Genomic DNA, 24,739 nt, shown 5'->3' on the forward strand with positions numbered 1-24,739 from the left:
GCCGCCGATCAGCGCGCACGGCTGTCGGCCGAGTGGTGCTCGGCGTATTCGGGGTCGGAAGTCGTCTCGAAACTGCGGTCGGTGGCCCAGGCATCGAGGTCGGCCACGGCGTACATGACGCGGCGGCCGAACTTGCGAAAGCGCGGGCCGCCGCCGATCACGCGCTGCTTTTCCAGCGTGCGCGGCGACAAGCGCAGGTACTCGGCGGCTTCGTCGTTGGTGAGATAGCGTTGGGGCTGCGCGGCAGCGGTCGAGACAGTGGCGGCAGGCCGCAAGGGAGCGGGACGCATGGTGTGAACCTCCATCGGTTGAAAGCGCCCGGCCACACAGCGCGACCGGATGGAGGCAGTCTCAAGAAGCGAGGGGTTTTAGATCAGGGCCGTTCTGCATCCACATCAAAACGACCCTTCTCAAGCGGCGGAAGCTGTGCTAATCGGCGGTAGCCACCACGCATCAGCGCATCGCTGCGATGCACCAGGCGGCGCACCTTGGAGCGCAGCCCGCCATCGCTGTACCAATCGGCTGCGGCATCTACGCCGAACAGTCCTTCCGCGACTTCACGCAAGGACGCGCCCGCGAGGGTCGCGTCGAGCGCCTGCAAGCTGTGCAGTTCCAGCAGCGCGGTAGGTGTCGGCCGGGGCTTGGCGGCCGCCAGTGCCGCTTGGAGCGAATGACCGCGCGCGGGTGCGGCAGCCTCGCCGCGGTGGGCATAGGCCACGGCCATGCCGTCTTCCAGGCCGGGGGCGAGCGCGAAGCGCAGGCAATGACCTGGGCTGCGCGCGATCAGCGCCAGCCCTTTGCCGTCATGCAACAGTTGCTTGTGGCCGGGGATGCGCCAGAACGCGAAGGTCGCCGCATCCTGTGGCGGATCGGCATCAGGGTAGAGCTGCACCAAGGCGGCATGGCCGGGCAGCCAAGCCGGATGCGCGTCGCGCGCATCGAGCGCCGGGTCTTCCAGCAGGCGCAAGCCCCAGCGATGCGCCATGTCTGGCCGGCGATGACGGCGAAGCCAGTCGAGCCGGTAGTCGGGATGCCTGCGCAAATACTCCCAAGCGAGCGCGAGCGCATCCAGCCAAAAGACATACAGGTATGCGGCAGTCGGATACCAATGCGCGAGGTGATGAGGATTGACCATGACGCCTCCTCCTGCGAACAGGACTCGCCGCCACGGAAGAACTACGCGCTACATCGCCATCGTCAGAGCGTCATGGGTTAAAAAGGCGGATGAGGTTGTCAAGACCGATTGGCTCCGATGCGTTGCGATATTCGTCTCAATGATGCGGCGGCAGCGCCCCGAACTTGGAGTGCTGCACAGGCCAGCCTGCCGCAGCCCGCGCTGGGCATCATGTCTATTTGGATCAGACTGGTGGGGCTACGCCGCAAGAATGCTGATTAAGACCTGCCCGGTATGACGTCAGACTGAAAAAGTCACAGTCGGCCGTATTCAGTCCGGGATCGCGCCGTCGCGCTCGGCCAGCCGGGTGTACTCCGACAGCGTGCGCGTGGGGTGGAAATAGCGGTCGCGCAGCACGGGCTGCTGGCGCGGCCCGACGATGCCGGCCAGCTCGGACAGCTTGACGGTTCCCTGCGCCGGCATCCCGATTCCCAGGTCGATGAGTCCCCAGGCGGTGTCACCATCGACCGGATCGAGTGCGGCCAGCAGCCAGGTCACATGCGCGTCCGGCGTGAACAGCCGCACCACGGGTACCGGGTCGATGGCCCGGCCAGCGGCGCGGGCCTCGCCGTTGGCGAGCAGTTGCGCGCGCTCCGGGACGGTGGCGAGTGGCTGGGGCATGGTCGGCAATCCCACAAATCCAATGATGCACGAACGCGGTTCCACGTCGAAGCGCAGAACCGCGAAACCGGATTTACGCCTTCGTGCGCAAGCACGGATGCGCTTGCGTGGCTTTGCTGGAACCCGCCGATGCGGATTTCCGTAAAGGCACAAAAACGTAGAACACCAAATGAACACTATAGATTGTAGCTCTATAGGGCGCAATAGGCTGTCATCTTGGTTTTTCGAGGGAAACCATAGGTGGCGGCTGGGAACTCATTGGCGAAGGCGTTGAAGACAGTCAGGAAGGCGCGTGGCTTGAGCCAGGAAGCCTTCTCTGACGTGTCCAGCCGTACCTATATGAGTACCCTGGAGCGCGACCTGAAAAGTCCGACCCTGCACAAGTTGACCGAGCTGTGCGAGGTGATGGAGATCCACCCGCTCACGCTGCTGACGCTTGCCTTTGCGGGCGACAGCCCACGCAAGGCCGACGAGCTGCTGGCGCAGGTGCGCCAGGAACTGGACCTCATTGCGCAGATTGACGTAGAAACCCATCAGAAGAAACGTTGAACAGGGTATTTGTTGGTGAACCTCCCGCTTGTAGATACGTTTTCCCCTCCCTATGAGGCTTGGGAAACGAGAAATGCCACGCTCGAAGAAATGCTGGCAGCAGGAAATCCCCATCTGCCTGTCAAAGTCAGACTGAAAGCAACTATCTCCAACGCCAATGAAGCGGCCAACTACATGGCGGCAGTCAGTGCTGACAATGGTCTTGGAAACTTCATCGACGATGCTTTGGATCGCAGCGCTGCATACAAGTCTTGGAGACAGGCGATGCCGTCCAAGACGCCAGACGAACTCTCACGGTATCAGAAACTCTACCCGCACTGCGATTTCAAGCAGGTTTCCGCAGAGATAGAAGCGGTCGGCGGCGTGCTCAGTGAAGGTCAATGCCTTTTCCACGCAGGACTATGGCCCGGCGGCAATGGCTTTGTTGCAGATCGTCCACTGTCCACTTCATTCTGCCCCCAGGTCGCCTTGCGCAACGCAGACCATAAGGGTAAAGGCTATGACGCAAATAGGATTGACCTGTTTGTTTTAAGAGCGATCAGCCCGAAGACCAAGGTCTTTGCTTACAGGCGGAAAGGGACCAATCTTGGCCACGAAAGCGAAGTCCTGTTCGCCGCAGGTGCGGAACTGTCGTTGAGATCGGAACTTCAGGTGAATACAAACTATCCGGCTGGGAAGTGGGGATTCCCCGACAAGCGAATATCGGTTTACGTTCTGACCGTCGATATTTCGTAGTCGGCGCTGGCCGACGAATTCTTGCGAGGCAAGCAAAGGCGACAGTGCTGCCAGGACAGCGCCCCGCCGCGATGGGCGGGGCGCTGCGGCGGTCACGCCGCCTTGGGCTTGCTGCGCGACCAGATCAGGTCGTGCGTGCCGTCCTCGTTCTCGATCAGGCGGGCATAGATCGTCGCCGGGAACGAAGGATCATCGAGGGATACGGACACGTAGGACCGCCCGGCCTCGCTGGTCTTCTTCCACGCCGCGCCGATGTCGTGGCCGGCCGCCTGCAGGCGGAAGTCGGGGGCGTTCTCGGTGTCGCCCTTGTCGTTGGGAACCAGCTTGACCTTGACGTTGAGCGTCAGGGTGCGAAGTGTGCCGGTGAAGCCGTCTTTGTCTGCGGTGAAGGTGCCGATGTTGGCCATGATGTTTCTCCTTTCGGTTGAACAAGGTTCGCGCCCATCGCGTCCTTGTTGTGATCCGGCCGGCGGGGGACGGGCTGGCTGCACCGCTTGCGGTCGCAACGCAGTGGAGAGCCGGGAGGCGAAAAGAATTTGCTGCGCGAGGAAGCCGCGTAGCGGCGGGGAAATTGTTTTCGCCGGACGGTTGCAGCCATAAGCCCGAGGCGCAGCCGCGCCCCCACCAGGATTCACAACGAGACAAGGACGCCTTGGGCCGAACCGCTCCGAAAGGAGATGGGGCCGACTCGGCATCCCTGCCCGAAGGCTTCTCCGGCTTGCCCACTGACGCGGGCCAGGTCAACCATCCGACGACAAGCGAGAACGCCCCCGCCGCACCTGGCGGCGCCGCTCTTGAGGCGTGGCGTGCAAGCTCCATAGCGATGCCGGGCGGGTTGTCCGTGAACCGTCCTTCGTGACGTGATGGGCAGGAACCACCAGCGTTGAGGACGGCACGCACCTGCACAACCTGCCGCAGCGAGCGCCAGCGTGTTCGCCGGCGCCCCGCCCATCGCGGCGGGGCGCTGGCCGGGCCGATCCGGCGCAGCCGGTTCGGCGGCATCGAGGGGCGCCAAGCATCGCGCGGCGGGGATAGCCCGCAGGGCTTTCCCCTGGAGGCAAGCGAAGCGCGCAGCGCCGCAGGCGCGAAGGCGTGAGGGATTGAAGCCGAATGGCCGTGACAGCGAAGTCGGCACGGGGCGCAGCCCGAAAGCCCGGCGGCGCTGTGCGCCGACACGCCTAGGCCGGTCATCCCGAAATCAACGACAAGCTACAGATGCGACTGGAGCCAGAACCACAGCCCCGCACCCACCACCAGCCACACAGCCACAATCAGCACTGCACCGAATCGGCTTCGGGGCTTGGCCCCTTCCACCCGCATCCATTCATCGGCTTGGATACGGCATTCCGCCAGCACCTCGGCCGGCAGCAGCTTCACGGTCAGCCAGATCAGGACAGGCAGCAGGATCATGTCATCCAGATAACCCAGCACGGGGATGAAATCGGGAATCAGGTCGATGGGACTCAAAGCATAGGCCACCACGAACAGCCCCAGGGCCTTGGCATACCACGGTGTCAGAGGATGCTTGCCCGCAAACCACAGCGTCACGCCATCGCGCTTGATACGCTTGGCCCAGGTCTTCAAGGTGATGCTGATGGTCATGGTGCAAAAGGATGCCATGCGCAGTAATGGCACTGCGCCCATCGCGGCCGCGATGCCGTCAACTCCGCCGCCTGAGCCACTGCGAAGGCGGCGGCGTTCTGACTCGGCTGCCCGCTTTGAACACCGGGCGCGGCCACTGCCGCGCCCGGATTTTTTCGTCCACCGCGCCCAGGGCGGAACGGCTTGGGTGCGGTGCTGGTCGGGTTATTTCTTCGTTTCGATGAGCCGCCATACAACGCAAAGCGCCCCGGTCATCGAGGCCGAGGCGCTTGCTGTCGGCGCGGGTCAAGCGGCCAGCGCCACAGTGGCTTCATCCGCCATTGCCTCGGCACCCTCCGGTGCGTCGTCCTGCTCCTGCGGTTCTGCCTGCGAGGCTTGCGGCGCTTCGGCCTTGAAGATGGCAGGCATCCAGCCCGTGCCATCGGCCAGCCGCTCGGCTTCGCTGGCAATGTCGGCCTTCTTCAACTTCGCCAGCCGGGCAACCTGCTCCGGTGCGTACTCGCCCACGGCTTGCAGGATCGCGGCCTTGGAAACGTGTTTGAAGTAGCCTGCTGCGGTCGGCTTCCACCATGCGGCCATGTCGAGGCGCACGGCCTGCGCCAGTTCCTCGCCGGGCCGGTGCGCCGTGGCGCGAGGCGTCATCACGTCCACCGTGAAAGCCACGCACACGGCCAGCAACCGCACCAGCTCGTCTTGCGGCTTCGCCAGCAGCGCGGCGAACAGTTCGGCGCCGTCCTCCGGCAAGGCAACACCTGCCACCTGTTGCAGTTCGCACAGCGCCACGGCGGCAGGCGATTCCGGCCAGTCCGGGGCCATGCCCTCCAGCCGGTCTTGCACTTTAAGGCTCACGCCCAGCGGCAGGTCATGCCCATAGTGGCGCTCCTGCAAGACGGTCTGCACCATGCCATGCACCAGCGCGGCCAGCGCGACGTGCGGATGCCGCGCGACTTCGATTTGCAGCGCCGCCGTGCGGTGGGCGCTCAACCGCTGCGCCAGCCGGTCGGACAGGCTCGCGGCCTTGGGTGCGTCGTCGGCGTCCTCGTGCTCGTCGTTGGCGGCTTCGCCTTCGGTGCTGCCGAAACCGCGCCGCAGCTTGTCGAGCGTGCGCAGCGCCTTCGCCTCGGCTTCGCGCAGCAGGCCGCGATGAATGACGGCCTCGCCGTTGCGGTCGATGGTGATGATGGCACCTGCCACCTCGCGCACCTCGGGGGCGTAGCCTTGTAAGGCGTCCTCCGCGTCTTGCAGTTCCCCGACCGCCTGATCGCGCCGCTGTTCCAGCTTCTCGGCCTTGGCCTCGTCCTCGGCGCCGCAGGCTTCTTCCAGTTCGGCGTCGATCTTTTCGAGGCGGGATTCCAGCGAGGCGATGCGGCGGGCCTCGCGGGTGGTCGGCTCGCGGCGATGGCGCGGGGCGTTCTGGAAAGCCTGCCGTTCCTCGTAGGCCAGATGCGGCACGGCCTCCACCCATGCCCAGCCCTCGGCGCGCACATCCTCGGCCAGCGTTGCCAGCCGGTCGCGCACCAGCGTTTCCAGCACTGCGGTATCGGTGACGTAGGTTCCGGCATCGCCTTCGGCGAACAGGTCACGGCGGATGCCGCCGCCTGCCTGCCGGTAGGCGTCCAGCCCGACGAAGCGCACCAGCGCGTGCGCGGCGTCGATTTCGCGCTCGGTCAGGCGCTCGCGCAGCTTGGACGGGCTGCGCTGCCATTCCGGCGCACCATAGAACGCGGCTTCCTGCGCGGCGTGGTCGTCGGTGATGGTCAAGGCCATCAACTGTTCCAGCGTCACGCCACCGGCCCGGTAGTCGGCCATCAGGCGCGGCGAGACGTTCGCCAGCTTCAAGCGCCGCTGCACCACCAGCGGGGACACGCCGAAGTCGGCGGCAATGTCTTCGATGGGCCGGCCTTCCTTGACTAGCGCGGCGAAGGCCGCGAACTGGTCGGCGGGGTGCATGTTCTCGCGCTGCACGTTCTCCGCGAGGCTGACGGTGCGGGCGCTGGCATCGGCCACCAGCAGGCACGGCACTTCGTAGTCGGTGGGGATGCGCTTCTTCTTCGCCAGCAGCTTCAAGGCGGTCAGGCGGCGATCACCGGCCACCACCTCGTAAGCCTCGCCATCGGCGGAAAGGATGACGATCAGGTTTTGCAGCAGGCCGATGCGGGCAATGCTCGCGGCCAGTTCGGGGATGGACTGGCGCGGGGTCGTGCGGACGTTGCGCTTGGAGCGGCGCGGCAACAGTTGCGAAAGGGGAACCAAGATCAAGTTCTTGGTCGGGTCGGCCACTTCCAGCGGTGCAGCGGCTTCGATGGCGACGGCTTCGGTTTTGAGTACGGCGTTCATGGTGATTTCTCCTAGCGGTTGGGATGCAGCAGCGAGAGAAGCGGCAAGGGCTGCTGCCTGCCCCTGCAGCGTGGGGATTCAGGCTTTCAACTGGCGCAGGCCATCGGCCAGCAGCCACAGGGCGCGGTTCAGGCGCACGTTCTGGTCGATGCTCTGCACGGGCCGGGTGGTCTGGCGGCGGCCATTCGCGGCGCGGGCGGAAAGGCCGCCTTTGGTCAAGTTCTCCTGCGTGCGGTTGAACACGCTCCACAGGTCGCGGCGGTCGTCGTCATGGCGGCGTGGCATCAGGATTTGCGATTCCGTGATGGGCGCGGGCTTGTCCTCGTCGTACTTCAACGCCAGCGCAGCCCGGGCGAACACTTCCGATTCCCCGGCGTCCAGCGTGATCGCGCGCATCGCATCGCGCGATTCCTGCGCCCGGTCGAAGCCATGCAGGACTTCGTAAGCGCCTTCGATGACGTGCCCGGCCACGTCGCCCTTGTGCGGCACGCGCACGTCGGCCACGGTGTCGCCGCAGACAAGGCCATTGCTGCAAACGAAGCGGAACATCCCGGCCAGCATCTGATAGCTGCTGGTGCCGTCATGGGAGTTCAGCAGGATGATTTCGTTGGCCTCGCGGCCGTTGATCTGGCTGGCGTGGCGCAGCCGGATCATGTGCTTGGTGTAGTCGCGGCGGTCGTCGTGGCGCACGCGGGTCTGCGTCACCATGAAAGGCTCGAAGCCTTCCCCGCGCAGTTCTTGCAGCACGGTTGCGGTGGGGATGTAGCTGTACCGCTCGGAGCGGCTTTCGTGCGGGGCTTCCGCGAAGATGGAAGGCGCTACGGCGCGAATCTGGTCATCCGACAAGGGACGTTCCGAACGCAGCACCGGCGAACGGGAAGCGAAACGGGATGCGAGTTGCATGGTCTTTCTCCTGACAAAGAAGGGTTTGCTGTTCACACCGCACACCGGATTCCTAGATTCGGAAGCCCAGCCTTTCGGCTGTTCGGTGCGGTCGGCACGAGGAACCCGGTTGGCCCTGTTGCCACCGTCTTTCCTGAGTTCATCGCCCGCGACGGTCAGGAGCGCGCGAACGGGTGCCGTCAAGGAGGCAAGCGCAGGGTTGGTGCGGCCCGCAGGCGCAGCCGAGGACACGGCCCTGCGCGCCTTGACGGCACACGGGCGCGGGCTACAGTCGCGGACAAGGTGATGAAGTCAGGGGAGACGGCTGGACACGGCAACGGCCTTCCCCTTGCGCTGACTGCATGGCAAGCGAAGCGCGCAGGCCCGGATCTGGAAGCCGGGCCGGAGGCGTCAGGGATACGCAAGGCTGGCGAATGCCAGTCCCGTCAGGGATGAGCGGCCAGCGAACCTGGAGTAGCCCGGTCCGCAAAGCGGAGACGCGCAGCTTGGTTGAGCAGCTTGTTATGCTGATCCGAAGCAGCGAGCAGACACCTGTCTCACCAACCTGCAGGAAACTACTGGCATCACCATGTCGTCATCCCTCGATTCGGCCATCAGGACATCGGCCACCCGTATCAGCCACTACATCGAGGTGCACCGCGGCCATCCCGAGGTCAGCTTTCAGGAGCATGTCCGGCGGCGGTGCAAAGAAAGGGCTGCCCGTGTCAGCTCCCGCAAACTTGTCTACCTGGACACGCTTGCCTGGAAGTGCTTGGCGGACTACCGGCAGGGCAAGACCAACCTGACGCCAGCAATGAAGGAGTTCGGAGCGGCCATGGAGCGCACCGCACAAACGGGACGTTTCGCATTTCCGATCAGTGTTCCCACGTACTTCGAACTGGATTCGATGGTCCACCCGGCGACGCGGGAGTCACTGGAAAGCCTGGTCGACGAGTTCTCCCAAGGGCTTTGCATCACCTCATTCCATGACCGCCTCGGCTCGGAACTGCAGCAGTTGCGGATGAACCGGCTGGATCAGGCCGAAGGCCTGGAGGGCTTCGTGTGCAGCCCCATCGAAATGATGGGGATACCGACGATTTCACTGCCTGATTTCGTCAAGTCGCATGTGGACCAGTCCACGTTCAACAAGGCGTTCTTCGACGCCTTGTCCGAACTCCCGTTCTCGGTCCAGATGCAAGTGGCCGCCAACGCGCCGGGCAAGAAGTGGGACAACTCACGAGGCATTGCCGACCTCAACGACGGCAAGGCCCAGCACCAGTCCGAGATCGTCAATCTCAATACCGGCATCTTCGTCGAGTTGAAGGGCGGCATTGAGGCGTGGTTCGTCAATGAAGGCGTGGCACCCGACTTCCAGCAGATCACTTTGTATGCGGCAAGCGCGATGTACCACTGGCAGCAAGAACCGTCATCGCGCGCCTTGCCGACCATGCGTATCCTCAGTGCGCTGTATGGCCTTATGCGATTCGACCCGAACCGCAAGTACAAGGATGGCGACCCCAACGACTTCCTTGTCGCCGCGTCCTCTCTCCCTGTTGCCCATGCGCTGTTCACGGACAGGAAGTTCGCAAACCTGCTGGCCGACAAGCGGATCGGACTGGACACGTTCCTGGACTGCACGGTGATCGCCGGCTTCGATGACATGGCGCGGTATCTCGAAGCGCAAACATAATGAGACAGGGGACCGAAGCCCCCGACGTCAGATCAGCCCGCGCTCGGCAAAGGATGCCGTACTCGCTCCCGCAACGATGACGTGATCCAGGGTGCGCACGTCCACCAGCGCCAGCGCATCCTTGAGCCGCTGGGTCAGCGCCCGATCGGCCGCACTGGGCTCTGGATCTCCGCTGGGATGGTTGTGCGACAGGATGACCGCCGCCGCATTGAACCGGAGCGCTTCCTTGACCACCTCGCGCGGATAGACCGATGCGCTGTCGATGGTGCCGCGAAACATCTCCGTGTACTCGACCAGCCGATGCCGGGTGTCCAGGAACAGCACCGCGAACACCTCGCACTCCAGCCCCGCCAGCTTGGGCTGCAGGTACGCCTTGACCGCAGCAGGCGAGGAGAAGGAAGCGCCCCGCTGCATCTTCTGGTCGATGACCTGGCGCGCGGCCTCCAGAATCTGATCGGCCGTCGCCGGCGCATAGTGTCCGTGGGTGTCACGCACCAGCACAGCGGTATCGATCGAGGAAAAAGATAGTTGCAACATGATCGTGCTCCGGTTGCTCGGGCGGAATTGCCCGGAACCGTCGGGAGCACGGAGGAGCGCAAGCAGTCAGGGGTCGAAGACGGCCGCAGGACGCCAGCGTGCAAGGCACGCGCCGCCCTTGACGGCGAGCACGCCGTGGTACGGTGAAGGAAACAGCAAGACCGCCCCCCACACTGCACACACCCGTCTTTGGGCAAGCGGAGCGCGCAGGCCCTCAAGGGTCGAAGGCGTTAGGGATCAAAGCCGAATGGCCACGACTCGCAGAGGCGTGGGGCGCAGCCCGCGAGCCCGACGGCGGAACGCTCCCGCGTATCGGTTACATGATGGCACAAATGGGCTACGATGTGGCTACACTTTTCTAGAGTCTGTGTCCATGGCAAGCAGTGATGTCGTTCGCGCCCGGATTGATAAAGAAATCAAGGAGGAAGCCAGCCATGTCTTATCCGGAATGGGGCTGTCGATTTCGGATGCGATTCGCATGCTGCTAACACGCATCGCGACCGATAAGGCCTTGCCTTTCGATCTGAATCGTGTCGCTTCTCCGCTGAAGCGCAAGACTCCATGAGTATGCGAAATATCTTTCAGGACTCGCAATGACAGAGCCAACGATCATTTGCCCAAACTGCAAGACCGAGATTCGGTTAACAGAGTCTCTTGCAGCTCCGCTTATCGCTGCGACGCGTCAGCAGTACGAACAGAAAATCGCACAAAAAGACTTGGATTTCGCCAAGCGCGAACAAAGCCTGCGGGAAAAGGAAAAACAGGTCGCCGAAGAAAAACGCGCTCTCGATGACCAAGTTGCAGATCAGGTTGCAGCACAACTAAAGACCGAGCGCGCACGAGTCATAGCCGATGAAGCCAAGAAAGCCAAGCTCGCGAGTGCGGCAGAGTTCGACGCGAAAGCACGTGAGCTAGTTGAGCTTCAGGAAGTATTGAAGTCACGTGATGAGAAGTTGGCCGAAGCCCAGAAGGCGCAGGCTGACCTGATCAAGAAGCAGCGTGAACTCGACGATGCTAAGCGCGAACTGGAATTGACTGTTGAGAAACGTGTTCAAGAGGGTTTAACAGAAGTGCGGGCCATGGCACGGCGAGAGGCTGAAGATGGTTTGAAGCTCAAGGTGATGGAGAAAGATCAAACCATCGCGTCGATGCAGCAGAAGATCGAGGAATTGAAGCAAAAGGCAGAACAAGGCTCTCAGCAACTTCAGGGCGAAGTCCAGGAAATGGATCTTGAAAACCTGCTGCGCGCAAAATTTCCATTTGACTCTATCGAGCCTGTTGCAAAGGGAGAGTTCGGTGGTGACGTGCTGCAACGTGTGATCAGCCAAGCTGGACAACCAAGCGGCGAAATACTCTGGGAGTCAAAGCGAACCAAGAATTGGAGCGACGGCTGGCTCTCCAAGTTGCGCGATGATCAGCGAACTGCCAAAGCGGAGGTGTCGGTTCTCGTTAGTCAGGTATTGCCAAAAGGCATTGAAACTTTTGATGTTATTGATGGTGTTTGGGTAACCAGCCCGCGGGCGGTTCTGCCAGTAGCAACGATACTCCGCCACACTCTGCTTCAGGTGAGCATGGCTAGGCAGGTCAGCGAGGGGCAGCAAACCAAGACCGAAATGGTTTATCAGTACCTGACCGGACCGCGATTCCGTCATCGCGTGGAAGCGATCGTTGAAGCATTCTCCTCGATGCAGCAAGACTTGGATAAAGAACGAAAAGCCATCATGAAGCAATGGGCGAAGCGTGAAGAGCAGATCGAGCGTGTGATGGGCGCCACTGTTGGCATGTATGGGGATCTGCAAGGCATAGCAGGTAAGTCACTGCAGGAAATCGAAGGCCTGAGCCTGGTGGCTCTGCCCGGCCCAAATGATGAAGAACAGGGAAGCTGAAAACCGTGACTCAAAATTCAAATACGAATGATGCGCCAGTCCCATCACCTGCTGATGTTGTGCCTGCAAAAACACCGCCTTTGCCCGCCATACACGACGCAGCGCAGCAGGCCCGAAATCTTCGGCTGGTACTTCAAGACGACAAGCAGCGCATAGGTTGCTTCCTTGGGGCTGGCTGCCCTCTTGGCGTCTACGATGCCGAAGGAAAAAATAGCATCGTGCTGATTCCAGCGGTCGTGGAATTGACAAAACGTATTGCTGCTGGGCTGTTGTCGGCAGATGAAGCACCTGAAGCTACGTCGAAGTTCAAGAAGCATTGGGACGCATTGTGTGAAGAATGCAAACCAGCAGATGGCAAAGACCCTACCGTGGAAGACGTGCTGACGGAATTGCGTACTTTGGCGAATCGTCGAGGAAGTGCGGAAATTCTGGGGATGACGAAAAATGACTTGAGCGACCTTGACGAGAAAGTTTGCGCGTTAATCGCAACGGAAATACGGAAGCCATTGCCTGTGTATCGCAACGCGTACAACCGTTTTGCGTCTTGGATCGGTGGGGTATATCGAAGCTCACCTGCTGAAATATTTACTCCAAACTACGATGTTCTCTTTGAGCAGGCATTTGAGCAGCACCCGCTCCCGCACTTCGACGGATTTGTTGGTTCGCACAAGCCTTGGTTTGATTTGGCCTCGATCGAGCACGACGTTATCCCCTCCAGATGGACGAGGCTGTGGAAGCTTCACGGATCAATCAATTGGGAGAAAAGCGAAGAGATCGTAAATGGGGCGAAGGTAACCCGCGTCGTTCGCGTGACCCGTGAGGCAGAGGCGGGCAAGGTCATGATCTTTCCATCTCATCTCAAGTATGACCAAAGCCGTCGCATGCCGTACCTTGCGATGCTTGATCGACTAAGAGCCTTCTTTCATGGGAAGGATGCTCCTAGATTGGTGGTGTGTGGATATTCTTTTCTTGACGATCATTTGAATGAAGTCTTGCTTGATGGGTTGAGAGGGAATCGCAATGCCCAGTGCTTTGCGCTGATGTATTCCGGGCTTGGACAGCACTCTAGAGCTGTGGACTATGCAGTAAAGCAAAGCAATCTCACCGTTCTTGCTTGGGACGGAGCGGTCGTAGGAACACGAGTAGGCCGATATCGACCCGGAACCATTGGCGGAAATGAGCACACCCCTTGGCTCGTTGAAGAAGAGACCGAGGTTGGGGATGGTTCCAAAGAGCAACAACCGCGCAGCCGTTTGGGCGATTTCCACTACTTTGGCCTTTTTCTTGAACAGCTTTGTGGCGGGGGCACTCACGATGCACAACCAGCCGGGTAACCCAGACCCATCACGGCTCGGAACCGTTGAAGATGTCAACGGTTCGAGTGTGAGCGTAAAGCTCTCAGAGAGCACGCCTGGCGGCCTTCTTTTTGTTAACGGGGAGGCATACCGTGTCGGACAAGTTGGAGGATTCGTTCGTATTCCATCAGGATATGTCGATCTGTATGGAGTGATATCTCAGGTCGGAGCCGGAGCTGCACCCGGGCCGCCCGAGCTTGCACCTCAGCTCGGCAATCGGTGGCTCAGAGTTGAACTCGTTGGTCAGGGACGACGGGGAACAAAGTTCGAGCGGGGCATAGCGCAGTACCCCTCTATCGGCGACTCGGTTCACGTAGTCACTGAGTCAGATTTGAAGACGGTGTACGCACCGGGGGACGATGATGGATACGTCGCCGTAGGACGCGTAGCCAGCGCCGAATCGATCCGAGCATACTTGGATGTGAATCGACTTGTTACTCGTCACTCGGCTGTCGTTGGGAGCACTGGATCCGGAAAGTCCAATGCCGTTGCAAACCTATTGGGAGCAGTTTCTGACCAAGCACGATTCAAGTCTGCGCGCGTCGTACTGTTTGACCTTCACGGAGAGTACGCAAAGGCCTTTGGCGATCAAGCTAGGGTATTTAGAGTTGGAGCCGATGCGACCGCAGGTGAGCATGAGCTGCATGTTCCATTTTGGGCACTGACGGCCGAAGAATTCATTTCAATAACGATGGGATCGGTCTCAGGGACGCCTCTTACCTTGTTGCAAGAGAGACTCCTATCAAGCAAACGCGCGTCAAAGGCGGCGGGCGTTGCACATGGCCTGCCAGACACCACGGTCACGATCGACACCCCGCTGCCGTTTTCCGTTTACCAACTCTGGCACGACTTGTATTCGCTGCATTGCGCAACTCATAGTGTAAGCAAAAACCAGAATCAGACCGAGGCCACGCGATCATATATGGAAGATGGCGCACCGCCCGCCAAAGCTCTTGGCGACGGAGATCAACTTATTCGCCCGCGATTCCGCCCCATTACTACCGAAGCAGGCGCGGAAAAGGTATACGGAGGTTTGTATGGCGACATGCCTCGCGCGCACCTGGATGGATTGGAGAGCAAGCTTCGTGATCCTCGCATGCAATTTCTTTTCCGCCCCGGCCAGTGGGCGCCTGACAAGGACGGAACAACGGCCGCTGATCTTGACGCTTTGCTTGAGGCATGGATAGGCGCAGATAAGCCTATCTCTGTTTTCGATTTATCAGGTATTCCTACCGCTGTTGTGGATGATTTGGTAGGGGCCGTGTTGCGTATTCTGTATGACGCAATCTTTTGGGGTAGAAATAAGCAAGAAGGCGGTAGAGAGCGGCCTCTTCTCGTCGTCCTTGAAGAGGCACATGTATACCTTGGCCCTCAGTCAAAGAATAGAGCTGCGATTGCAGCACGGCGCATAGCCAAAGAGGGCCGGAAATACGGCGTTGGCTTGATGCTAGTCAGTCAACGACCATCCGAAGTGGACACCACAATTCTTTCCCAATGCGGTACGGTTGTCGCCTTACGTTTAACCAACGATTCTGATCGATCCCAGGTAACTTCCTGCGCATCGGACAATCTCAAAGGGCTCTTTTCAATGCTTCCAGTTCTCCGAACTGGTGAAGCATTGATCGTGGGCGAAGCCGTCAATATGCCAATACGGGCAATCATTGACCGTCCACCTGAGGGCCGACGCCCGGAAAGTGACGATCCTATGGTCGTTGTGCCCAAGGGGGAAGGCGGCAAGCGTATAAGGTCTGGCGGATGGACAGAACCTGTCAAAGATGAAAATTACAAGCCTCTAGTCGAGGCGTGGCGCAAGCAAGATCCTAATGCTGGCAAAACACAGGCAGCGGATTCAGAAACCTGATTTTTAACCGAAGGAGACGACACTATGGAACGCACCTCAGTCACTTCAAGCAACATCAACTCCATTGGCTATGATGCCGACAGCCAGATACTGGAGATAGAGTTCAATAATGGAGCTGTTTACGAATACTCAGGGGTTCCTGAGGGCGAGCATACTGGGCTTATGAACGCGGACTCCAAAGGGACGTACTTCAATGCCAACATTAAGAATCGGTATCCCTTTTCGAAACACTGATGGCGGCCGCGGTTAGTAGATACCAATAGGCCTCAGACAATGGCCCGCAAGCCCTTGTCTGCAATGACGTTGAGCAGCTTGAGGGCAGGGCCGGCCGGGCGAGTCTCGCCTTGCTCCCATTTGCGCACCGTCGAGGCTGTGGTGTGCAGGTGAAGCGCGAACACCGGTTGGCTGAACTTCAAGGCTTCGCGCAGGCGTTTGATGTCTGCAGCACCGAACTCCCGCACCGGTGGCGGGCAGACCGCGTCGAACTTGCGCATCGTCACCTTGCTGATCGCGCCCACTTCGTGGAGCGCAGCTAGGTCGCCACGCAGCGATTCAATGATCTTGCTCACAATGCACCTCCACTAAAACACCCGACTGCAACGCCTTCGACAAGACTTCAGCAGACAGTTCCAAGAACACCTTGCCGGCGAATTGCAGCGCCTTCTTTTCGTCCTGCGTGATGTTCGCCTTGTCGTTCTTCGGGAAACCATGCAGGAACACATAGCGGCTGCCAATCCTGGCCGATACCAGCGTGCGATAGCCGCCACTCTTGCCACCGCCGACACGGGCTACCCGCTTCTTGTAGAGGGAGCCGCCCAAGTCCGCGTCGATCAGACCACTCTCCATCTCCTGAACCGCCTTGCACAAGGCGGCATCGGGCAGCTTCTCGCCCGACTGCCAGCGTGCAAAGTCCTTTCGCTTGAGGATGTCCGTCATTTCGACCTCCAAACTATACCCGAAACGGGCATACTTTTCCAGTCTCCGGTGTAGCACCTAGACGGAAGGGATGGTCCGCCCGATTGTCGTGACGCCAGCACGACAATCGGAGCCGACAGGGCGGGATGCCGGCCGCCCCGGTCACGCGGGCATCCTTGACCGAAATCAGCAGCGCATAGGCCGATCACGGCAGCGTGAAGACCTTGGCCAGCTCGGCGAGGCCGAATTTCCCAGACACTGTCTCGGAAATTGCGGAACGGGGATAGTCGGCCGGCAAGGCGGTGGGGGGGCGCCACCGAAAGCGTCTTCTTGCTCATGCCGTGGCCTCCGCAGGGCGCCGCGCGCCCGTGATGGCCTGGCGCCGGCTCGCCACCAGCTCGGCCGCATCGCGCACCGGCTTGTCCTCGGTGTGGACGTAGTGCATGAACATCGCCACGGTCTTGTGGCCCGTCAGCTTCATGCCCACTTTGGTCGGCACGCCCGAATTGGCAATGTCGGTCGTGGAGCGGTGGCGGATGCCGTGCGTGCCGACGTGCGGGACGCCGGCGGCCTTGAGCACCCGGCACCATCCGCCATAGTGCTCGCCAAAGGTCAGGTGCTTGGTCGGGTCGTTGGGCGACGGCAGGACATAGGGGCAGCCTTCACGGCGCGGTGCCGTCGAGAACAGCCGATAGGCTTCCGCGCTCATGGGCTTGGAGAGGCCGCCGGTCTTGCTGTCGGGCCAGACCACGCGCCGGTTCTCCAGATCGACCCAATCCCATTCGAGCATGCAGATTTCGGAGCGGCGGCCGGCGAACTCGAATTGCAGGCGAATCGCCAGCGGAATGACGTAGTTTTCCAGTCCTTCCGCCTCCAGCTTCTCCAACTGGCGGAAGATCAGCGCCAGCTCGTCGTCCACGATGAGCCGGGTTTCCTCGCCGGGCGGGTACATCGGGACGTGGCGGCACGGGTTCGTGCCGTCCGGGCGGTAGCCCCACACTTCGGCCAGGTTGAACATCTTGCGCAGCACGCCGAAGGCGTTGTTCGCCTCGGCCGGCTTGTAGGCCAGCTTCTCCATCAGCCCGGCAATGTCGGGCCGCTTCACGTCCTGCACCTTCTTGCGGCCGATCAGCGGGACGATGCAGCGGTCGATGACCGCCTGATAGCCGCGCTGCGTGCTGGGCTTGTTGCGCTTCTTGGAGTAGTCCTCCATGAACTTCTTGCACAGCGCTTCGACCGTGGGCGCCTTGCGCGCCTCGGCCTTGGCGCCGCCGGGGTCGCCGCCCCGGCGAACCTCCGCCAGCCAGTCCTGCGCCATGACGCGGGCCTGCTCCACGGTCAGTTCCCCGAACAGGCCCAGCGAAGGCTTGCGGGGCTGCCCGGAGTTCGTGCGGTACTGGAGCATGAACACCCGGCGGCCCTTCGGGGTAATCTTGCAGAGGAAACCCGGCACCACGGTATCCCGTAGTTCGATGTCCTTGGCCTGGGGTTGCGCCGACTCTACGGCGGTCTTGGTGAGCTTGATCTTCGCCATGATGACTCCTTGGAACGACCCGAATTCCAAGAGCCAGATAGGAGCGGCGCGAGGGAAAACCGGGTCAAGTTTCAGAAAGCACCGGCATATGATGGACGCGCGTAAGTTCTTGATAAACCTGCTGTATCGAGCTACGGCGCAGTCCAGCGAAGTACCGGGCTGGAGTCATCGTCAAACAAAAAACCGGCGCCTGGCGCCGGTTTTTTGTTGGGCAGCGAGGCCTGGAGGCCTAGACCTGCTCGCGCTCGATCTCGGCCATGCGCTGGGGCAGCCCGGGCACCGGCACGCCGACAAATTCGGCCACGACCTGGCGGAACAGACCGCGCGCCCACACCAGCATCGGATGGGTGTTGCGGCTGCGGTGCCAGAACATGTTCAGGCCGAGCGTGGTCTGGATTTCGGCCGGCAGCGGGAAGGCGTTCAGGCCGTAGCTTTCGCAGGCGACGTCCTTGGTCAGCGCGTTGACGGTGAAGATCATGTCGGTCTGCGCGGCCAGTTCGGCCTGGGCCCGCCACGAATGCACGGTCAGCGCCGCGTTGCGCTTCAGACCGCGCTGCTGCAGCGCGTAGTCCAGCGGAATCAGCGAAGGCGCCGGGCGTCCGGTGCCGCCCGCCGACGCCATGAAGATATGGCCGCACTCGAGATAGTGGTCCAGCGTGCAGGCGCTCTGCAGCAGCGGATGCCCCTTGCGCGCGCAGACCCACAGATTCAGCGAGGCGACCGTTTCCTCGACGATCTCCGGATGGCCGGTCGGCAGCGCGCAGAACGCCAGGTCGAGCTCGTTGGCGCGCATCGAGGCCACATCGGCCTCCCACGACTGGGATTCGACCAGCCGGATATGCAGTTCGGGAGCGAGCTGTGCCAGGCGCAACACGAAGCGGTTGAACACCGTATCGCCCAGTTCCGCGGCAAAGCCGATATGCAGCGTGCCGGAGGCGACAGCGGGATCGAAATTGTCGACGTCGCCCTCGTTGATCGAGGACCACAGATCCAGCATCTCGCGGATCTTCGGACCGAGCTCGAGCGCGCGCGGCGTCGGCGTCAGGCCATGCGGGACGCGGATGAACAGCGGATCGTCGAAGATCTCGCGCAGCCGTCCCAGCGAGTGCGATACCGCCGGCGCCGTCATGTGCATCTTCTCGGCGACATAAGTCGCGTTCCGCTTGCTGAGCAACTCGGTGAAGATCACGAGCAGCTTGGTGTCAACGTTCACCATGATCACGCCCAGTTCAGGTTTGATACGCGTGGCCAGGCGAGCGCACGCGAGGACACTAAGGCTAGTGTAAGATCAAATCGCCACTTCGGGGAAGCGAAAACGCCATTTTTACTCGCCCTGGAACCCCTCCGTAGCGGGGTCCCTGTGTCGTACTTACCATATTTTACAGTCCGTGCGTGGGCTGGCGCACAAAGCCCATAAAAAACGGCGCCACATGGGCGCCGCTTCCGAGTCCCCGCCAGCGCGGTGACATCGGCCATTCAACACGGGCCGATTTACTTGGCGTTCATGAGCGCCACGGTGGTATCGAGCATCCGGTTGGAGAAGCCCCACTCGTTGTCGTACCAGCTCGACACCTTGACCAGATTGCCGGACACCTTGGTCAGCGTCGCGTCGAAGGTCGACGAGGCCGGGTTGTGGTTGAAGTCGACCGACACCAGCGGTGCGGTGTTGTAGTCGAGGATGCCCTTCAGTTCGCCTTCCGACGCGGCCTTCAGGATCGCGTTGACTTCATCGACGGTGGTCTCGCGCGCGGCGACGAACGACAGGTCGACCAGCGACACGTTGATGGTCGGCACGCGGATCGCGAAGCCGTCCAGCTTGCCGTTCAGTTCCGGCATCACCAGGCCGACCGCGGCGGCGGCGCCGGTCTTGGTCGGGATCATCGACTGGGTCGCCGAACGCGCGCGGCGCAGGTCCTCGTGATAGACGTCGGTCAGCACCTGGTCGTTGGTATAGGCGTGCACCGTGGTCATCAGGCCGGTCACCACGCCCAGCTTCTCGTGCAGCGGCTTGACCAGCGGGGCCAGGCAGTTGGTGGTGCACGAGGCGTTCGAGATCACGGTGTCCGAGGCCTTCAGCACGTTGTGGTTGACGCCGTAGACGATGGTCGCGTCGACGTCCTTGCCGCCCGGCGCGGAGATGATGACCTTCTTGGCGCCGCCGGCCAGGTGAGCCGAGGCCTTTTCCTTCGAGGTGAAGAAGCCGGTGCACTCCATCACCACGTCGACGCCCAGCTCGCCCCACGGCAGTTCGGCCGGGTTGCGGTTGGCCAGCACGCGGATCTTGTCGCCATTGACGACCATGTAGTCGCCCTCGACCGACACGGTGCCCGGGAACTTGCCGTGGGCGGTGTCGTATTGCGTCAGGTGGGCGTTCGTCTTGGCATCGCCGAGGTCGTTGATCGCGACGATCTCGATGTCATGCTTCTTGCCGCCTTCGTAGTGGGCGCGCAGCACGTTGCGGCCGATACGGCCATAGCCGTTGATGGCAACCTTGATAGTCATGGTACGTCTCCTGAACGGGAAGTAGAAAAAGCTGCGGGCGCCCGGGCCGGCGACGGCAGCGCCGCCGCGCCCGCACGTCCCGGAAAGTCAGATCACGCTCTTGACGGTGTTCGCCACGTTCTCGACGGTGAACCCGAAGTGCTTGAACAATACGCCAGCCGGCGCCGATTCGCCGAAGGTGTCGATGCCCACCACCGCCTGCACCTGGTACTTCCACCAGAAGTCGGTGACGCCGGCCTCGACCGCCACGCGGGGCACGCCCGCCGGCAGCACCGACGCCTTGTATGCCGCATCCTGCTTGTCGAACACAGTCGTCGAGGGCACAGACACGACGCGCACACGAATGCCTTCGGCGGCCAGCTGGTCGGCCGCGCCGACCGCCAGACCGACTTCGGAGCCGGTCGCGACGATCACCGCATCGGGCAGGCCGGTGCGCGGATTGACGTTGTCGCGCAGCACATAGCCGCCGCGCGCGATGTTGGCGCGGGTGGCGTCGTCGCGCTTCTGGAACGGCAGGTTCTGGCGGCTGAAGATCAGGCAGCTCGGACCGTTCTCGCGGCGGATCGCCTCGGCCCACGCTACCGCGGTTTCGGTGGTATCCGCGGTGCGCCAGACGTCCATGTTGGGGATCAGCCGCAGGCTGGCGACGTGCTCGATCGACTGGTGGGTCGGACCGTCCTCGCCCAGGCCGATCGAATCGTGCGTGAACACGAACAACGTACGGATCTTCATCAGCGCCGCCATGCGCAGCGCATTGCGGCTGTAGTCCGAGAACGTCAGGAAGGTGCCGCCGTAGGGAATGTAGCCGCCATGCAGCGTGATGCCATTCATGATCGCGCTCATGCCGAACTCGCGCACACCATAGTTGATATGGTTGCCCCAGGCATCGACGCGCACCGCCTTGCTGCCGGACCAGTTGGTCAGGTTCGAGCCGGTCAGGTCGGCCGAGCCGCCGAGCAGTTCGGGCAGCACCGGCGCCAGCGCCTCGATCGCGTTCTGGCTCGCCTTGCGGGTGGCGATGGTCTCGGCCTTTTCCTCGCACTTGGCCAGATAGGCCTGCACCGCGGCGTCGAACGCACCCGGCAGCTCGCCGCGCATACGGCGCTCGAACTCGCCGGCTTCGTACGGATAACGCTCCGAATAACCCTCGAACAGCGCGGCCCAGGCCTTCTCCAGCGCCGCGCCATTGGCCCGGGCGTCCCATGCCGCGTAGACCTCTTCCGGCAATTCGAACGGGGCGTGGCTCCAGCCGAGCGCCTCGCGCGTCGCCAGGATCTCGGCGCCGCCCAGCGGGGCGCCGTGCACATCGTGGCCGCCCTGCTTGTTGGGCGAGCCCTTGCCGATCACGGTGCGGCAGCAGATCAGCGTCGGCTTGTCGCTGGCCTTGGCCTGGGCGATGGCCGCGTCGATCGCGTTGACATCATGGCCGTCGACCGCGCGAATCACGTTCCAGCCATAGGCCTCGAAGCGCTTCGGGGTGTCGTCGGCGAACCAGTGCTCGACGTCGCCGTCGATCGAGATGCCGTTGTCGTCCCACAGTGCGATCAGCTTGTTCAGCTGCAGCGTGCCGGCCAGCGAGCAGGCCTCATGGCTGATGCCCTCCATCAGGCAGCCGTCGCCGAGGAAGACGTAGGTGTAGTGGTTGACGATGTCAAAGCCGGGACGGTTGAACTCCTCGCCCAGCAGCCGCTCGGCCAGCGCCATGCCGACCGCGTTGGTGATGCCCTGGCCCAGCGGACCGGTGGTGGTCTCGACGCCCGGGGTGATGCCGTATTCCGGATGGCCCGCGGTCTTGCTGTGCAGCTGGCGGAAGTTCTTCAGCTCCTCGATCGGCAGCTCGTAGCCGGTCAGATGCAGCAGCGCGTACAGCAGCATCGAGCCGTGACCGTTGGACAGCACGAAGCGGTCGCGATCGGCCCACTTCGGATTGACCGGGTTATGCTTCAGATGACGGCTCCACAACGCGACGGCGATATCGGCCATGCCCATCGGCATGCCCGGATGGCCCGAATTGGCCTGCTGGACGGCGTCCATCGCCAGGACGCGGATCGCATTGGCCATCAGCGACGCGGGCTGGCTGGCATAGGGGCTGGTGGCTGGGTGTGCGAGGTGAGACATGCGGCGGGAAGTTGGCGGCGGGAAAAGCGCGATTTTACCAGAAGGAGGCGGCGTTTCCGGTACGGCGGCGGCCTTGGCGGCGCCTTCCGAAGCGGCCCTCGAATGGCGCGAACGGCTATCGAGCGGCGTTGGCTCCACACTTGGCAACGTCACCCCGCGCGCCTCGGTGCGCTCGCCCCACCAGCACATCGAGATCGGCGAACACCCGCTGTTCGGCCGCGTCTTCCGGCTCGATGGCCGCGTCATGAGCGCGGAAGCCGACGCGTTCATCCAGCATGAGGTGATGATCCACCCGATGGCCGCGGCCCATGGCGCTCCCGCCAGCGCGCTGGTGATCGGCGGCGGCGACGGCGGTTCCGCGCGCGAACTGCTGCGGCTGCCCGGCATGCTCGAGGTCGTGGTCGCCGAACTCGATGCCGAGGTGGTGCGACTGGCGCGGCGCTGGCTGCCGGGCATCCACCACGGCGCCTTCGACGACCCGCGCGTAACGGTGAAGATCGGCGACGGCCTGGCCGCGATGGAAGCGCTGCGCGATGCCGGCCGCCGCTTCGACCTGCTGGTGTTCGACCTGACCGACGCGGACGATGGCAGCCCCGCCGCTGCGCTGTTCGGCGCGCGCGGCCTGCGGGCGGCGCATGACTGCCTGGCGCCGGGCGGCGCGATGTCGCTGCATCTCGGGCCGCCCTTCCACCGGCCCGACACGGTGCGGCTGCTGTGGCGGCGGCTGCGCGATCAATTCCGGCTGGTACAACCGATGACGGTGGCGATTCCGGTCTATGGCGCGCTGTGGGCGATCGCGGTTGCGAGCGACACGCTCGACGTGCGCGCCGCCGACCCGGCCATGCTGGCCGCCCGGCTCGCCGACTGGCGGCTCGATGGCGCGCTGCGCTGTTATCACGCCGGCCTGCATGCGGCGCTGTTCGCGCTGCCTCGCCACCTGCAATCGCTGTTCGACGGCGGCGCCACATCGGCGTGATATGCTCGGCTGACCGCTCCACCGGGGACTTCCGGCAAGGCAGGCGCGGCGCTTGTCCGGCGTTTGCTTCGCGCGCGATGTCCGCCACCGTGGAGCGTGCGCGAGCGTGCGGCTGCCCTTGGCGCCTCCCCGGGCGCCGACCCCGGCACGCATGTCGCACGGAACCCGGGAGGACACCATCATGACCAAACCTGCCAACACGCCCTGGCTGATTCCCTACCTGACGGTCGGCGACGCACGCCGCGCGCTCGACTTCTACAGCCGCGCCTTCGGCTTCGTGCCCGGCAATGTGGTCGACGAAAACGGCGTGCCAACCCATGCCGAGATGCACTACCACGGCGAACTGGTCGTGATGTTCGCCCCGGAAGGCGCCTGGGGCAGCACCGCCCGCACGCCGCGTTCGATCGGGTTCGAGTGCCCGCAGACCTTCTACCTGTACTGCGACGATGTCGACACGATGCATGCGCGCGCGGTGGCGGCCGGCGCGATCAGCCTGATGGCCCCGGGCGACCAGTTCTGGGGCGACCGCTATTGCATGGTCGAGGACCTCGACGGCTACCGCTGGGGCTTTGCCCGGCCGCTGGACCAGGCCGTCGCCGCCGCAACGGGCTCGCAGGCAGCCTGATTCATTTCCGTGCGGGGGCCCGCTGCCGCGCCGGCGCCGAGGTCGGCGCGTTCGCGGGGCCCGCCGCGCCTGACCGATTTCCCTGGATTCGATGCCTCCCCGCTTCTACGTCGATCAACCGCTTGCCCCAGATACCCTGCTGCCGCTGCCCGAGGCGGTGGTGCGCCATGTGCAGGTGCTGCGGCTGCATCCCGGCGAACCGATCACGCTGTTCGACGGACGCGGCGGCAGCCATGCCGCGACGCTGGTCGAGATCGGCAAACGCAGCGCGACCGCGCAGATCGGCGCGCGCGACGCCACCGAATGCGAACTGCCGTTCCGCGTGACGCTGGCCCAGGGCATTGCCGGCGGCGACAAGATGGACTGGCTGATCGAGAAGGCAGTCGAACTTGGCGTCGGCGCGATCCAGCCTTTGCAGACCGCGCGCGCCGTGGTGCGGCTCAGCGGCGAACGTGCGCACAAGCGCCACGCGCACTGGCAGGCGCTGGTCACCGCGGCCTGCGAACAATGCGGACGCAATCGCTTGCCGGCGGTATCGCCGGTGGCTAACTTGGAGGCGTGGCTGGCGGCGATCCCGACCGACGCGGGACAGCGGCTGCTGGTGTCGCCGCGCGCCGAATCGACGCTGGTGGCGCTGGCGCAGGCGCACCGTGACGAATGGATTGCCGGCGGCGTCACGTTGCTGATTGGCCCCGAAGGCGGACTGTCGCCGGAGGAAGAACGTGCCGCGCTGGCGCAAGGTTTCACGGCGGTGTCGCTCGGACCGCGCATCCTGCGCACCGAGACCGCCGGCCTGGCCTGCCTGGCTGCGCTCGATGCGCTGCTGGGCGGATTCTGACG

The 24,739-nt window shown here is 62.8% G+C and carries 25 protein-coding genes; 11 read left to right on the plus strand and 14 right to left on the minus strand.

From position 1 onward, the window contains the following. Nucleotides 1-8: 8 nt before the first annotated feature. The 3 genes from FOB47_RS22620 to FOB47_RS22630 all read right to left on the minus strand — a co-directional run bounded on the left by FOB47_RS22620 (nucleotide 9) and on the right by FOB47_RS22630 (nucleotide 1,795). Nucleotides 9-290 (minus strand): helix-turn-helix domain-containing protein, encoded by a 282-nt coding sequence (locus FOB47_RS22620; RefSeq protein WP_043549472.1) that lies wholly within the window; start codon nucleotides 288-290, stop codon nucleotides 9-11. Between the two features lie 83 nt (nucleotides 291-373). Next, complete coding sequence (locus tag FOB47_RS22625) at nucleotides 374-1,135, minus strand: DUF2285 domain-containing protein (protein ID WP_043549474.1); 762 nt, start codon at nucleotides 1,133-1,135, stop codon at nucleotides 374-376. 309 nt (nucleotides 1,136-1,444) lie between these two features. Beyond that, nucleotides 1,445-1,795, minus strand: coding sequence for a DUF2958 domain-containing protein (locus FOB47_RS22630; RefSeq protein WP_043549475.1), 351 nt, complete (start codon nucleotides 1,793-1,795; stop codon nucleotides 1,445-1,447). Between the two features lie 240 nt (nucleotides 1,796-2,035). Between FOB47_RS22630 and FOB47_RS22635 the strand changes: the two genes are divergently transcribed. Beyond that, on the plus strand, nucleotides 2,036-2,344 hold the full coding sequence (locus tag FOB47_RS22635; protein WP_043549476.1) for a helix-turn-helix domain-containing protein: 309 nt from the start codon (nucleotides 2,036-2,038) through the stop codon (nucleotides 2,342-2,344). A 15-nt stretch (nucleotides 2,345-2,359) separates the two neighbouring features. After that, the gene (locus FOB47_RS22640; RefSeq protein WP_075676544.1) at nucleotides 2,360-3,079 is read left to right on the plus strand and encodes a hypothetical protein; all 720 of its coding nucleotides are present in this window, start codon (nucleotides 2,360-2,362) and stop codon (nucleotides 3,077-3,079) included. A gap of 92 nt (nucleotides 3,080-3,171) precedes the next feature. Here FOB47_RS22640 and FOB47_RS22645 read toward each other — a convergent pair whose 3' ends face one another. The 4 genes from FOB47_RS22645 to FOB47_RS22660 form a co-directional block, all read right to left on the minus strand. Then, nucleotides 3,172-3,486: a DUF736 domain-containing protein gene (locus tag FOB47_RS22645; RefSeq protein ID WP_043549477.1), complete on the minus strand. Its 315-nt coding sequence runs from the start codon at nucleotides 3,484-3,486 to the stop codon at nucleotides 3,172-3,174. 802 nt (nucleotides 3,487-4,288) lie between these two features. Beyond that, on the minus strand, nucleotides 4,289-4,681 hold the full coding sequence (locus FOB47_RS22650) for a YkvA family protein (RefSeq protein WP_043549479.1): 393 nt from the start codon (nucleotides 4,679-4,681) through the stop codon (nucleotides 4,289-4,291). Nucleotides 4,682-4,966: 285 nt separating this feature from the next. Beyond that, a complete protein-coding gene (locus tag FOB47_RS22655) occupies nucleotides 4,967-7,018 on the minus strand; it encodes a ParB/RepB/Spo0J family partition protein (RefSeq protein WP_043549480.1) in 2,052 nt (683 codons plus the stop codon). 78 nt (nucleotides 7,019-7,096) lie between these two features. Beyond that, nucleotides 7,097-7,921 carry a DUF932 domain-containing protein gene (locus tag FOB47_RS22660; RefSeq protein WP_043549481.1) on the minus strand — a complete coding sequence of 275 codons (825 nt, stop codon included), beginning with the start codon at nucleotides 7,919-7,921 and terminating at the stop codon, nucleotides 7,097-7,099. Between the two features lie 568 nt (nucleotides 7,922-8,489). Here FOB47_RS22660 and FOB47_RS22665 point away from each other — a divergent pair. Further along, nucleotides 8,490-9,590 carry a hypothetical protein gene (locus tag FOB47_RS22665; protein ID WP_052167759.1) on the plus strand — a complete coding sequence of 367 codons (1,101 nt, stop codon included), beginning with the start codon at nucleotides 8,490-8,492 and terminating at the stop codon, nucleotides 9,588-9,590. 27 nt (nucleotides 9,591-9,617) lie between these two features. Here the strand turns inward: FOB47_RS22665 and radC are convergent, their stop codons facing one another. Next, entirely contained in the window at nucleotides 9,618-10,127 is a 510-nt protein-coding gene (radC, locus tag FOB47_RS22670) for a RadC family protein (protein ID WP_043549483.1), read from the minus strand. A gap of 373 nt (nucleotides 10,128-10,500) precedes the next feature. On the opposite strand from radC, the gene FOB47_RS22675 reads away from it, so the two are divergent. From FOB47_RS22675 to FOB47_RS22695, 5 genes are all read left to right on the plus strand, one after another. Beyond that, entirely contained in the window at nucleotides 10,501-10,692 is a 192-nt protein-coding gene (locus FOB47_RS22675) for a type II toxin-antitoxin system RelB/DinJ family antitoxin (RefSeq protein ID WP_015476707.1), read from the plus strand. Nucleotides 10,693-10,720: 28 nt separating this feature from the next. Further along, nucleotides 10,721-12,013, plus strand: coding sequence for a DUF2130 domain-containing protein (locus FOB47_RS22680; protein WP_043549484.1), 1,293 nt, complete (start codon nucleotides 10,721-10,723; stop codon nucleotides 12,011-12,013). A 5-nt stretch (nucleotides 12,014-12,018) separates the two neighbouring features. Then, nucleotides 12,019-13,347 (plus strand): SIR2 family protein, encoded by a 1,329-nt coding sequence (locus tag FOB47_RS22685; protein WP_197565158.1) that lies wholly within the window; start codon nucleotides 12,019-12,021, stop codon nucleotides 13,345-13,347. Between the two features lie 442 nt (nucleotides 13,348-13,789). Continuing rightward, nucleotides 13,790-15,229, plus strand: a complete 1,440-nt coding sequence (locus FOB47_RS22690; protein ID WP_231879645.1) for an ATP-binding protein — start codon at nucleotides 13,790-13,792, stop codon at nucleotides 15,227-15,229. Nucleotides 15,230-15,253: 24 nt separating this feature from the next. After that, nucleotides 15,254-15,463 carry a KTSC domain-containing protein gene (locus FOB47_RS22695; protein WP_043549493.1) on the plus strand — a complete coding sequence of 70 codons (210 nt, stop codon included), beginning with the start codon at nucleotides 15,254-15,256 and terminating at the stop codon, nucleotides 15,461-15,463. A gap of 32 nt (nucleotides 15,464-15,495) precedes the next feature. Here FOB47_RS22695 and FOB47_RS22700 read toward each other — a convergent pair whose 3' ends face one another. The 6 genes from FOB47_RS22700 to tkt all read right to left on the minus strand — a co-directional run bounded on the left by FOB47_RS22700 (nucleotide 15,496) and on the right by tkt (nucleotide 22,298). Then, complete coding sequence (locus FOB47_RS22700; protein ID WP_043549496.1) at nucleotides 15,496-15,798, minus strand: helix-turn-helix domain-containing protein; 303 nt, start codon at nucleotides 15,796-15,798, stop codon at nucleotides 15,496-15,498. Continuing rightward, nucleotides 15,782-16,165: a type II toxin-antitoxin system RelE/ParE family toxin gene (locus tag FOB47_RS22705; RefSeq protein WP_043549497.1), complete on the minus strand. Its 384-nt coding sequence runs from the start codon at nucleotides 16,163-16,165 to the stop codon at nucleotides 15,782-15,784. Before FOB47_RS22705 ends, FOB47_RS22700 begins: the two co-directional genes overlap by 17 nt. Nucleotides 16,166-16,478: 313 nt before the next feature. Further along, nucleotides 16,479-17,678: a tyrosine-type recombinase/integrase gene (locus FOB47_RS22710; RefSeq protein WP_028240170.1), complete on the minus strand. Its 1,200-nt coding sequence runs from the start codon at nucleotides 17,676-17,678 to the stop codon at nucleotides 16,479-16,481. Between the two features lie 229 nt (nucleotides 17,679-17,907). Continuing rightward, a complete protein-coding gene (locus tag FOB47_RS22715) occupies nucleotides 17,908-18,894 on the minus strand; it encodes a LysR family transcriptional regulator (RefSeq protein ID WP_053823201.1) in 987 nt (328 codons plus the stop codon). 275 nt (nucleotides 18,895-19,169) lie between these two features. Then, nucleotides 19,170-20,180 carry a type I glyceraldehyde-3-phosphate dehydrogenase gene (gene gap / locus FOB47_RS22720; protein ID WP_006579985.1) on the minus strand — a complete coding sequence of 337 codons (1,011 nt, stop codon included), beginning with the start codon at nucleotides 20,178-20,180 and terminating at the stop codon, nucleotides 19,170-19,172. An 87-nt stretch (nucleotides 20,181-20,267) separates the two neighbouring features. Then, a complete protein-coding gene (gene tkt / locus FOB47_RS22725) occupies nucleotides 20,268-22,298 on the minus strand; it encodes a transketolase (RefSeq protein WP_170265969.1) in 2,031 nt (676 codons plus the stop codon). Between the two features lie 73 nt (nucleotides 22,299-22,371). On the opposite strand from tkt, the gene FOB47_RS22730 reads away from it, so the two are divergent. The 3 genes from FOB47_RS22730 to FOB47_RS22740 all read left to right on the plus strand — a co-directional run bounded on the left by FOB47_RS22730 (nucleotide 22,372) and on the right by FOB47_RS22740 (nucleotide 24,737). Further along, a complete protein-coding gene (locus FOB47_RS22730) occupies nucleotides 22,372-23,274 on the plus strand; it encodes a spermine/spermidine synthase domain-containing protein (RefSeq protein WP_244959366.1) in 903 nt (300 codons plus the stop codon). A gap of 181 nt (nucleotides 23,275-23,455) precedes the next feature. After that, nucleotides 23,456-23,899 carry a VOC family protein gene (locus FOB47_RS22735; protein ID WP_053822512.1) on the plus strand — a complete coding sequence of 148 codons (444 nt, stop codon included), beginning with the start codon at nucleotides 23,456-23,458 and terminating at the stop codon, nucleotides 23,897-23,899. 91 nt (nucleotides 23,900-23,990) lie between these two features. Then, nucleotides 23,991-24,737 (plus strand): 16S rRNA (uracil(1498)-N(3))-methyltransferase, encoded by a 747-nt coding sequence (locus FOB47_RS22740; protein WP_053822513.1) that lies wholly within the window; start codon nucleotides 23,991-23,993, stop codon nucleotides 24,735-24,737. Nucleotides 24,738-24,739: the final 2 nt, after the last annotated feature.

Origin of the sequence: Cupriavidus gilardii (assembly GCF_013347325.1) — a bacterium.
Classification (GTDB): Bacteria; Pseudomonadota; Gammaproteobacteria; order Burkholderiales; family Burkholderiaceae; genus Cupriavidus; species Cupriavidus gilardii.